This is a genomic window from Halomonas almeriensis (genome assembly GCF_030409235.1).
Lineage (GTDB): Bacteria > Pseudomonadota > Gammaproteobacteria > Pseudomonadales > Halomonadaceae > Halomonas > Halomonas almeriensis.
This window is the reverse complement of the sequence record NZ_JAUFPO010000014.1, coordinates 78214-89681: the sequence shown is the minus strand read 5'-3', so window position 1 is coordinate 89681 and position 11468 is coordinate 78214. Positions and strand designations below refer to the sequence as shown.

Genomic DNA, 11468 nt, shown 5'->3' with positions numbered 1-11468 from the left:
ATGGTTCCATCCGTGTCAGTGATCCTGAGGCGGATTATACTCGAAAATATCAGATCAGGCACTTAAAAGCTACCTCGAAACACGCTTAACATCATTAATATATGATTGTGGCATCATGGGTATTTTTTCACTTATAGTATACCCCAAATAAGAGCGCCATCCTTCGGGTATACTTATATTTTGGGCTGGATGGTAATAAAAATCCATCCATGCAGTATCTTTTCTGTCTGGCCTTCCCAGTCTTGAATAAAGGTTATCCAAAGCGGGGGAAAGTGAACTCAGTCGCGACAAACAATATTCAAACTGTGCTTGCATGTAATAAGGTGGATTTCCCTGATACCCTTTAAATCCAGAAACATCCTCTTTTAATGAATTCACTCGAGAATCTTCTAGGGGGGCTTCATTTATCACTGCAGAAATCAGGTCTTTACGGATACACTTCGAACAAAAACCACAAGATTCCTCTCTAGTGCCTAACACACAAGATCTAGCAATATCAGCAAAGGCTGATTGTTGAACAATCCGCATGGTTCCAATTTCTGTGACCCCTAGCATTGGTCGGCAGATCGGCAGCCCGACCAACTCAGCTACAGGGTCTAGACCTTTCCCTCTTGTACCAAACCAAGACTTTCCCATGTCCATAAAATAAGTTTCAAACGTTCCTCCCATCACCAATAATCCTGCATCTAGACTATCGGCTAATAAAAGAGCCCCAATACCTATGCAAAACCAACCTGGCAATGTTGGATATGGAGAGCAAATGTGTTCGAGATCTGACTCTACAATATATACATTTTTACCAGCTTTCTTTACTTTTTCTACAACATCTGTAATAGCATCCACCCGGACATCAGGGGCTTCATTATGAAGATCCGGGTGGTTAACACGTTTATAATAAATATAAGGCACTTGATCAGGAAACACTTCACTGGCTGCAATAGAGTCCACGCCACCACTAAATGATATTAGCGGCCTATTCCCTGGAGCCCGAACTTTGATTTTAGGGTCTATTGGGTGAACAGACACCCTGAACAACTCCCAGCAAATTTTTGCAAAGTCGGGGCTAACTGGGCTACCAACTTGCAGCTCACTATGAATCCAAGGTCTCAGTGCAACTAAAGCAGCAAAAGCTAACAGGTCTGGGTGAGGCCTAACATAGTTACCAACAGGTAATTGAATATTAAAGTAATTACTTTTTAAACCAACCTTCATCCCCCCTTGCCCTTTACCATTTTTGTAGTCATGGCTATCAAGGGAAAACACTAGTTGGGCACTACTTCCCACAAACTCCCATATAGCTTTCACTATTACTATCTCCCACTTTTAGGTATGATCACATTTAGCTTCTATCGCACAACAGATTTAACGCATTCACAATTTCGCCTTTCTTCCCGATCTCGGCTTTATAGAGGATATTATTACTTTCTGAAAAACGATGTAAATGGCTACCTTTTTCGTAAATTGGGAAAATTTTTGCTTCACTCCCAATATAATCACTAAGCTTGGATGGCAAATAGGGGTTTATCCATTTAACACCTTTTGTTTGCGCATCATTAACTATTAGGTAATCAAAACTGTTTGAAGCAGAAAGAAAATCTAAATATGGAAGAACATCATTCATGACAATGTTTTCTTTCAAGCTATCATCAATCAAAACATCATGGCTGTTCGGGGTAAAAACATGCAATTTGATTTTTGATTTTCTTTCAGGTGACAGGCAAATTATTGCATCTAGCACATCACCAATACCGCGTGTTACGTAAAATGAACCAAAATATGCTAAATTGATTTTACTATTATCCAAAGGATATTGGAAATCAGAATAACTATAATATTTTCTGGGTAGAGTGGGATGAGGATCTATGACAGAGCTTTTATCAACATGTAGCTTTAAAGCTTTATCAGAAACCATGCCTAGCATATACTCTTTTTGAGAGTCATTTGTAAAAACAAATTCATCAGCAAGCATATAGGGAAGGTTTTCACACCAAAAAAACAAACTATCAGTTAACTGAATATCAAAACTCTTGTCCTTCATCCATTCAAAAAAACCATTGTTGGTCAACCATTCTTTATCCATCGTAACCAGCCTTTCTTTTCCAGTTACGTCAACCCTTAGCGGGTCAGAAAACTCGGCAACCCACTTGAGATCTGGGTTTCTGACCTTTATTAGTGCTGCTGCAAAATGGGAGCCTGGCCACATTGACCGGCTATAGATCTCAGAATATTTTCCTTTATTTTTTTCGAAAAAACTGACAGCTTCTTTACAAAATTTCTCAATTGCACCCCAGTTCGAAAAACTGGGGTTAACTTCAACCTCACAAGAAACACCAACATAAGGCTTCACCAAATCCCAAAGTCTATTGTCTCGCTTCCTTATACCCTTCATGGTATTCGAGACAACATCGACGGGCTTATTATTTTCAACAATGCGTTTGGCGCAGACGATACCTGCAGTATCTATATATGGTGGAAAACAGTAAGATATAACAAGGGTTTTTGATTGTTTTGAATTAACATGCTGAAATGCACCAGAGCTTATCCCAAGCTCTTCCCCAAGGTCTTTAAACCTATCCCATTCTTCAGGGTTTCCACCTAAGTACCTATAAACAAAACCGAGCTGAGCATTGACTTTGCTATTTACAAAGCTCTTCTTTTCTTTATTTGTAGAAACTTTCTCAAGCTCAGCCACTACCTCCAAGCGCTGCTTTACATTAAACTCAAATGACTCCGCTTGCCTGGAAACTGAATTTCCTCTTACACGGCGATAATAAACAGCATCATCATCAGCTTCAACACAGCGAAAGGAAGGATTAAAAAGGCACACTAGCCTTGTCCAATAGTCAACATCCTCACCACTTTTTAGGAAATTATTATACTTGACTGCTTTTGCAAATTTCGTTGGAATAAGTTTGCATGCATTTAAGGTTACAGCTGACGTGATTTCTGAACAGCTAACCTGCTTATCTCCTGCATTCCTTTTAATTTGCTGATTAATTTGACTTCCAAAAAAACCTGATTCATTAAAATCTTCAATGTTTGAAACAGCGATATTATTCTTATCTGCGTAATGAAGGAGGGACTGTAAAAAACCTGAAGACACAAAGTCATCGTCATCCACAAATGTTAAATATTCACGACTTGCAAGAAAGACCCCATAATTTCGTGCTGCCCCGGCTCCTACCACTTCGCTCTTTGTTAGTAAGGTATTTATTTCAGGGTTCTCATCCTTAAAACGCTCAACAACCTGCACCGTATTGTCAGGATCGCCATTCATTATGACTATAACTTCAAAATCCGCTTTCTCTAGATTTTGCGCAGCCAAACTATCTAGGCACTTCCGTATGGTTTTTTCACCTTTATAACTTGGAATAACAACACTTACCCCTTTTTTATAATTAGCATGGTGCGCTACATTAGATATATATACCTCTGTGCCTGTTCCCCATTTAATAGCTGTAAGCCGTAGCTGATGAGCACCATAAGGGACTGGCAGGCTAAGTTTAGTTGTTCCATTCTCACTACACTTTAGATAAACATAACTCCCAACCGATGGGCTCTTGGGAATTCGCTTAGATGGCTTCAAAAGCTTGCCAAGTGAGTCATAAAACTCTACTTTTGCCACTGCCTCCTTCAAGGCTACAGATGAAGAACCCGCATGACCCAGTTTTAATTCAAAGAAAATATCTACTTCTTCGGTATTGTTAATTTCTAAGCTCCAGGTCAGGCTTTCCTGAGAAAGATCATGAAATGTTGAACTAACCTTATACCGATCCGAATATTGCTTAACGCCGTAGGAGTAATCAACAATTTCCGACTCAACAAACGGATTGACAGTGGGCTTTATTTCTTCTTTTTTCACCAGCGTCGCGTCGGGCTTGACCGGCTCTACTGGCTTGGCTGAGTTCTGAGTTGATTCTTTTTTACTCGCTTCCTCACCAAGAAGCACCTTGGTCATCAGTTCGCTATGCGCCGAGAAAAGAGGGCTGGTACTCGGGATCGGCGCCGGCAGTTTCAGTGAGCTTTGAAGCGCTGTCGACAGGCTTGCGGCGTTACCGGCCTGGAAGCTCACCACACTGTCATGTTTTCGGGCATATTCGGCCAGCGGCGCTACATCAGAGACTACCAGCCGTTTTCCGTAGGCCAGGGCTTCGGCGGCCTTCATGGGCGGTACCAGTTCACAGACCGGTAGCTTCTTGCGGGGGATAACGATCGTATCGATCAGTGCGTAGTAATCCGCCACTTGCTCATGCGCGATGCGACCCACCTGAATCAGCCAGGGTTTATCCGCTACCGCGTTATGGGTGTTATGCGCCACCCGGGTAAGGGGTTGATCATCACCGACCAGCAGCAGTTTAAGGTTTTCGCCCTGCTGTGCTACAAGGTTCTCGCAGGCTTCGACCAGGGTCTCCAGGCCTTCATAGGCATTGATGCTGCCCACATAGCCGATGACGCGGTCCGCCTGGTTGATGCCCAGGCGTGCCTTGAGTTCACCGCTAGCAGGCCTTATCTCGGGGAGCTGGCTTACCCCGTTGGGAATGATTTCGATACGTTCGCAAGCCACGCCACGCCGGCTGAGTTCGTCCTGCATGGGCTGGTTAAGGGTAAAGACTTTGTCCGCTTGCCTGGCCACGAAGCTATCGCGTTCGGTTTCGGCCCTGAAGGCGGCGGTGTTGGCATAACCCGGCTCTCGTGCGTCCTTCGAGAGTTCCCAGAAGCCGCGCACCTCGTTGTAAAACGGCAGGCCCAGCCGTTTTGCGGCAATCCAGGCCGGTAAGCCAACGATGTAGTTGGAGCCCGCGATCACCGCCGATGGGCGATATACGCGAAACAGCTCGATAAAACGCGTCACGCTGGCGTCGAGGTGCGCTTTTTCATCAGCCGGTGGCTTGCCTTCAAGCCAGGCGCTATGCAGGTAGCGCACGCCTTCCACTTCCATCTCGGGCGCAATGGCTGTGCCCATCTCCCATGGGCGCCCGGGACGAACGAAGCACAGGGTTTCGAAGCCTTGCTCGTTCAGCGCTTTGGCGATGCCTTGAGTCCTCACCGCATAGCCATTGCTGGCATAGCTCTGGCCATGGCTCACCACATAGGCAATACGCTTTTCGATCGGTTCAGGCACGTGCTGTTGTGTATACTCCGCCAGCACCAGCGCATGCTTGATCAGGTTATCTTGAGTCATAGTAATGAGTATCGAGCAGATTCATTTTTCACCTTAGTCTCCAACATGGCCTGAACCGGCTTGACCACGGTTGAGCGGCGCGCTAATTGGATTGCAGGGCTCGGCCTGGCAGGCCAGCTTTAGCCCAACAGCCCTACCGCATCGATCACATTGCTGTGCTGCTTGATATCCGCGACACGCTGAATGAATGGCTTGTGCTTGACGAGCACACAGACGACATCCGCCTGGGACAGGGCTTCATCCAGTCCGGCAAGCTGGACATTGGGGGCGTTGAGTGCCTGCGGCAAGGCATGGATGTTGGGCTCCACCACCAGGGTGTTCCCGCCAAGAGCGACGACTTTCTCTACAACGCCCAGGGCCGGGCTTTCGCGCAGGTCATCGATGTCGGGCTTGAAGGCAACCCCCAGACACGCCACGGTCAGGTCCTTGCGTCGCGCATCCGGTGCCTCACGGTGCAGTACTTCCAGCGCCTCGCTGACCCGGCCGAGCACCCAGCCGGGCTTGGCATCGTTGACTTCGCGCGCGGTGCGTATCAGTTGGGCCTGCTCCGGGCAGGCATCGACGATGAACCAGGGGTCCACGGCGATGCAGTGGCCTCCCACTCCGGCACCCGGCGACAGGATGTTGACGCGTGGATGGCGGTTGGCCAGCTCGATCAACTCCCAGACGTTGATTTCCAGTTCATGCGCAATGGTCGAAAGTTCATTGGCAAAAGCAATATTGACGTCGCGGAAGCTGTTTTCGGTCAATTTGGCCATTTCGGCCGTCCGGGCCGTGGTGGGCACACACTCACCTTCCACGACGATCTGATACAGCTCGCAGGCCACCTGGGCACATTTCGGCGTCATGCCGCCGATTACACGGTCATTCTGGACCAGCTCGCGAATGACATGTCCCGGTAGTACCCGTTCCGGGCAATGGGCAATGCGGATATCGGAGGCTTCACCGTGGGTTTGCGGGAAGGTCAGATCCGGACGCGCTTCGGCCAGCCAGCCAGCCATCTGCTCGGTGGCCCCCACCGGGCTGGTGGACTCGAGCACGACCAGGTTGCCCGCTTGCAGTTGAGGGGCCAGTGCCTGTGCCGCGGCCTTGATGTACTTGAGGTCGGCCTTGTGGTTCTGGCCATTATCATCTGTATGGAAGGGCGTGGGCACCGCCACCAGATAGGCATCCGCCGGCTCCGGCGTGGTGGTTGCGCGTAGATAGCCTTCCTTGACCGCCGCGTGCACGACCATGTCGAGCTCGGGCTCGACGATGTGGATTTCACCACGATTGATGATATCGACGGCTTCCTGATCGATATCGACACCGATTACCTGGGTGCGACGGGAAGCAAAAACTGCGGCAGTCGGCAAGCCAATGTAGCCAAGGCCGATCATTGAAATGGTGTTGAAGGGCATAAGATTGTCCGAGAGTTATCTGTTTCGGGTGACCGGACTGAAAAGCATCCAGGTGGTAAAGCGAAGTAAGAGGTAAGAGGTAAGAGGTAAGAGGTAAGAGGTAAGAGGTAAGAGGTAAGAAAGCTAAACAGATGGCATGGTGCTGCAAAAGTCCCTTCCTTCTTCCTCCTTCCTTCCTCCTTCCTTCCTCCGTTTTGCCGTTTGCTTCTTCAATCCTCAGCTAGTGCATCGCGAATGCGCTGACAGGCTTTACCGTCGCCGTAGGGGTTGTGCGCGTAACTCATGGCGTTATAAGCGTCGGCGTTGGTCAGCAGGCTGGTCAGCTCACCGGTGATGGTGGCAACGTCAGTGCCCACCAACTTGACGGTGCCGGCGTCCACGGCTTCCGGCCGTTCGGTGGTGTCGCGCATGACCAGTACGGGCTTACCCAGTGACGGCGCTTCTTCCTGGATTCCACCGGAATCGGTCAGGATGATATCGGCCCGGTTCATCAGGAACACGAACGGCAGGTAGTCCTGGGGTTCTATCAGGTGGACATTGTCGACCTCTCCCAGGTAGTAATTGACCGGATCCTGCACATTGGGGTTTAGGTGGACGGGATAAACGATCTGGGTATCAGGGTGTGCCTTGGCGGTTTCCGCCAAGGCCTGGCAGATGCGCTCAAAACCACCACCAAAGCTCTCGCGACGGTGGCCGGTGACCAATACCAGGCGCTTGTCGTCATCGAGGAAGGGGAAGCGCTCACGCTGTGCCGGTGCCAATTCAGCGTCAGTATCCAGCTTGCGCACCACCTCGAGCAGTGCATCGATCACGGTATTGCCCGTTACATGGACATTACCTTCATCAATGCCCTCGGCCAGCAGGTTGCCCCGAGATGTCTTGGTCGGCGCGAAGTGCATGGTGGCGATGGCCCCGGTCAGCTTGCGATTGCCTTCTTCCGGCCAGGGTGAGTAAAGGTTGCCGGTACGCAGGCCGGCTTCCACATGGCCCACGGGTATTTGCTGATAGTAAGCGGCCAGTGTGGTGGCAAAGGTGGTGGCGGTGTCGCCGTGAACCAGCACCATGTCCGGTTGGAAATCCTCCAGCACATTTTTCATGCCTTTCAGGATGGCGGCGGTGACATCCGTCAGCCCCTGACCGGGGCGCATGATGTCCAGGTCGTAATCCGGCTGAAGTTCGAACAGCTCCAACACCTGATCCAGCATCTCGCGGTGCTGGGCGGTGACGCATACTTTGGTCTCAAAACGGTTATCTTCGGCTAGCTGCAACGCCAATGGGGCCATTTTGATGCCCTCCGGGCGAGTGCCGAATACAGTGAGTATCTTGCGGTTTTTAATCACATCATCTTCCTTGGCAGCTCGTTACGTACTACCGGTCATTAAGAATGAAGTTGGAGTTCCAATTCCTGGCAACGCTTGAAATAGTGCTCGAGCTGTTGTTGTGTGTCCTCAAGCTGACGGGCCAACCGCCCTTTTTCTTGTCCTTTTTCTTGTCCTTTTGCTTTCTCGCTGCTTTTTTCTACGTCATTTGTACTCGAGACGCTCGGCTGGCTGGATTCGCTCGAGCTATTCTGCTTGCTCGCCACCGTCCGCTTCGGCGCATCGGCAACGGGCGTTATCTCGCGACCTTCTTTCTGGCCGTTGCGCAGGTAGTGCACTAACGGGTTGACGCCTGCTCTGCGTACGTCGCCATAGCGGGCTAGATAGGCAGTTGTGGAGAAGCAGGGGCTCGGATCTCTTCCGATCAGCCAGCCATATTTCAGAAAATGGCGCTCGGGTGAGATGCCGGCACCAGGCACATCACTATAGCGGGCCTGATACCATTCGGAATCGAATAACGACGACTCCCTAATCTGCTGTTCTGCACTGAGTGAACACATATCGACTCGCCACTATTGAGAGGTTGAGTGAAATTTAGTCGCGATGATCACGAATGATCAGCACCAGCATGCTGAAGATAAAGGCCAGGAAGATAGTAACCAGGGCAAATACAGTAGTGTTGTAAACCCGATCCGGCTTGGTTGGGTACTCCGGCATCAACGGGCTCTGAAGAACGCTGACCTGCTTGAGCTTGCGAGCAGCTTCCAGGCGGGTATTTTCGAGCGTTGAAAGCGCGCTGGAATATGTCTCCTGAGCGAACTGGGCCTGAAGTTCAAGTGTCTTGTATTCGGAAGAGACACGATTCAGAGACTCGCCGGTTGCTTGGGCCAGGCGGTCACGCTGTTCCTGGATCTGCTCGCGCATAGCGCTGATTTCGCTCTGCACGCGCTGCATTTCTGCAGAGCGGGTACTTTGATAACTAGACAATGCCAGTCGCTGGGCTTTGAGCTGCGCCAGGTTACCTTCAAGGGTGGCCACCACCTGGTTGATGCTCTGCACGGTCTGCTCGGGCGCTACCAGGCCCTCCTTATTCTGGAATTCCAGCAGATTGGTACGGGCCTCTTTTAGGCGTTCATTCAGACGGTCCAGCTGCGTTTCGAGGAAAGTAACCTGCTCCTCAGCCAGACGCTGCCCCATCTGGTTCATGTGATTCTCACCAGCATCGAGCAATAACTGCACCATCTGATGGGCAAATTCCGGCGTGTAGGCCTGAACCTCAACATTCAGTACGCCGGAATATTCGTCCATTTCGATGATCACACGTTCTTGATAATACTCGTGCAACATTTCGATTGGCGCTTGGGCGTTACCCAAGCGAGCAAAGATATCGCCGTGCTCGGTGTAATGCTGGCGGAAGTCGAGCTTTTCCTGCACTTGCTTGAGCATATCTACCGAGAGCAGGTATTCGCGTAGCAGTAGCAAGTCCGTATCGCTGGAAGTGCCGGTCAGAATCGACGAAAAGCTTACATCCGGCTGAGAGAGCTGGGGGCTTTCGAGCACCACAGTGGCACGCGATACGTAGCGGTCTTCCGCCCAAAACATCCAGTAAAACGCGACCAGCAGAATGGCTAACCCAGCGAGAAACCAGTGCGGCTGTGTCTTGCAGATATGCTTGAGACGATTGTTACCGGGAAAAGATTGTGAGGCCATAGAGGTAATAACAAACCTGATAACGTGGATACACCCGCATTCGCCTGGGCAAATGCGCAGGGTGCCATGATGGCAGCTAGCGGGGCCTTGCTTTACAGCGCCCCTTCATTTGAATCTTTTTTGAATGCCTCGAACCTCGCTTTGGCATCCTGGGCATTCTGCTTCGCTTCTCGCAAGGCATCTTCGTAGTGTTTGCGCTGGTTCGGTTTCAAAGCTTGCTCCTTGGCATCGGCGAACATGGCCTTAGCGTTGTCCAATTCGGTACGCCGTTGTCGTAGCTGCTCACGTGCTTGCGCTAGCGAACCGGGTTCGACAAGGCGCTGGGGACGTACTGGCGCCCCCAGAGGGTGATCTTCAACGTTACCATCGGTGTCGGCGTGATAGGCCTCGATGGCACCTTCCACATCGTCGTACCAAGTGGCTTGTCCATCGTGAAGGTAAACGCCAGCCTGACAGAGATCCTTGAGGATGCTTTCGCCGTGGGAGACCATAATTAAGCTGGCTTGGCCGACCTTATCCTTGAAGGCCTTGGTGGCCTTGGCCTTGAATGAGCGGTCGCCTACCGAAGTCGCCTCATCGGACAAATAGACATCGAAGTCGAACGCCAACGAAAGGCCGAAATTGAGTCGAGCGCGCATGCCCGAAGAATAGGTGTTGATGGGCTCATCGAAGGCATCACCGATTTCAGCAAAGGATTGCACACGGTCGATGATCTCCTGCTCCTTGTTACGCCCGCCATGCACGCGCGCCACGAACTTGACGTTCTGCCGCCCGGTCATCGAGCCCTGAAACCCACCCGCCAGGCCAATCGGCCAGGAGACGCGACAACCGCGCTCGATGCTGCCCTTTTCAGGATGGTCCATACCAGCAATCAAACGCAGTAGTGTTGATTTACCGGCGCCGTTACGGCCTACCAGACCAACGCTGACACCGGGAGGAAACGAGAGGTTGATGTCCTTGAGCACCCAGGGGCTGCCGTGGTGGTTGTGATAGCGCTTGTAGAGGTTGCGTATCTCGATCATGGGAATTCCGGATTACTTGGCCTTGAGACGATCGCGAAAGCGCATGTGCATCAACAGGCCCAACGCCATGGTGCCAAGTGCCCACCACCAGTAATAAAGCGCACTCGTACCGTGGACGACCTTGTAACCCTCGAAGAAGCTAGCTCGCAAAAGCTCGAGCCCATGCAAAATGGGGTTGTACATCACATATTCGAGCAGCCAATGCGGCAGGTTGTTCAAGGGAAAGATAACGCCGGAGAGGATCAGCAAAGGCATATTGATCATGCGAACAATCTTGCCAACTTCCGGCACAAGGCTACCGGCTACCGAGACGACCAACCCCAGCCCTAATCCCAGACACCAGAGGGCGAACCAGTCCCACATGGCATATAGCGCCTTATCCGGGGTGAGGTCCATGCCCAGCATCATGGCACCGACAATAAACAGCAGGAAGATCAAGGTACGCAGCATCACCTCGAGGAAGTTACGCACCAGCACCGAATCCACCGGCTGTACCTGGCGGTAGGCAAATAGCGCCTGATTAGCCTCGATCGCACCAAGTCCACGTGTCATGCCTTCTCGCACAACAAAAAAACCCATCAGGCCTACGATCATCCACGGGATAAACTCGGCTCCCACAATCAACCGGTCTCCTCTGATGAAGCCGCGAATTCCCACCATGATCAAGGTGAATATCATGGGCTCGGCAATCATCCAGAACCAGCCCATGCGGTCGGTCATGGTGCGCGAGATGGCTTCGCGCATGAACATGGCATACCAGACGCTGCGCGTGACTTGCCACGGTGAACGCTCGGTACCATGCGGCCCGCGAGAGAATATTTGAAACATGAGTATT

General features: G+C 50.9%; 8 protein-coding genes. All 8 read right to left on the bottom strand.

Annotated elements, in window-relative coordinates:
• Positions 1-69: 69 nt before the first annotated feature.
• Positions 70-1305, bottom strand: a complete 1236-nt coding sequence (locus QWY74_RS12445) for a DUF6395 domain-containing protein (protein WP_264826862.1) — start codon at positions 1303-1305, stop codon at positions 70-72.
• Between the two features lie 34 nt (positions 1306-1339).
• Positions 1340-5182 (bottom strand): glycosyltransferase, encoded by a 3843-nt coding sequence (locus QWY74_RS12440; protein ID WP_264826861.1) that lies wholly within the window; start codon positions 5180-5182, stop codon positions 1340-1342.
• Positions 5183-5301: 119 nt separating this feature from the next.
• Positions 5302-6582: a UDP-N-acetyl-D-mannosamine dehydrogenase gene (gene wecC / locus QWY74_RS12435; RefSeq protein WP_264826859.1), complete on the bottom strand. Its 1281-nt coding sequence runs from the start codon at positions 6580-6582 to the stop codon at positions 5302-5304.
• A gap of 209 nt (positions 6583-6791) precedes the next feature.
• Positions 6792-7922 carry a non-hydrolyzing UDP-N-acetylglucosamine 2-epimerase gene (gene wecB, locus QWY74_RS12430; RefSeq protein WP_320109335.1) on the bottom strand — a complete coding sequence of 377 codons (1131 nt, stop codon included), beginning with the start codon at positions 7920-7922 and terminating at the stop codon, positions 6792-6794.
• Between the two features lie 38 nt (positions 7923-7960).
• Complete coding sequence (locus tag QWY74_RS12425) at positions 7961-8461, bottom strand: hypothetical protein (protein ID WP_264826857.1); 501 nt, start codon at positions 8459-8461, stop codon at positions 7961-7963.
• 34 nt (positions 8462-8495) lie between these two features.
• Positions 8496-9611: a KpsE/RkpR family capsule polysaccharide export protein gene (locus tag QWY74_RS12420; RefSeq protein WP_264826856.1), complete on the bottom strand. Its 1116-nt coding sequence runs from the start codon at positions 9609-9611 to the stop codon at positions 8496-8498.
• A 92-nt stretch (positions 9612-9703) separates the two neighbouring features.
• Positions 9704-10633: an ABC transporter ATP-binding protein gene (locus tag QWY74_RS12415; RefSeq protein WP_264826855.1), complete on the bottom strand. Its 930-nt coding sequence runs from the start codon at positions 10631-10633 to the stop codon at positions 9704-9706.
• 12 nt (positions 10634-10645) lie between these two features.
• The gene (locus tag QWY74_RS12410; RefSeq protein ID WP_264826854.1) at positions 10646-11461 is read right to left on the bottom strand and encodes an ABC transporter permease; all 816 of its coding nucleotides are present in this window, start codon (positions 11459-11461) and stop codon (positions 10646-10648) included.
• Between the last annotated feature and the right edge of the window lie 7 nt (positions 11462-11468).

What these genes read in the sequence shown, in the direction of transcription:
- QWY74_RS12440 (WP_264826861.1), bottom strand. Translation starts at nt 5,182, where the DNA reads ATGACTCAAGATAACCTGATCAAGCATGCGCTGGTGCTGGCGGAGTAT.
- wecC (WP_264826859.1), bottom strand. Translation starts at nt 6,582, where the DNA reads ATGCCCTTCAACACCATTTCAATGATCGGCCTTGGCTACATTGGCTTG.
- QWY74_RS12425 (WP_264826857.1), bottom strand. Translation starts at nt 8,461, where the DNA reads ATGTGTTCACTCAGTGCAGAACAGCAGATTAGGGAGTCGTCGTTATTC.
- QWY74_RS12420 (WP_264826856.1), bottom strand. Translation starts at nt 9,611, where the DNA reads ATGGCCTCACAATCTTTTCCCGGTAACAATCGTCTCAAGCATATCTGC.
- QWY74_RS12415 (WP_264826855.1), bottom strand. Translation starts at nt 10,633, where the DNA reads ATGATCGAGATACGCAACCTCTACAAGCGCTATCACAACCACCACGGC.
- QWY74_RS12410 (WP_264826854.1), bottom strand. Translation starts at nt 11,461, where the DNA reads ATGTTTCAAATATTCTCTCGCGGGCCGCATGGTACCGAGCGTTCACCG.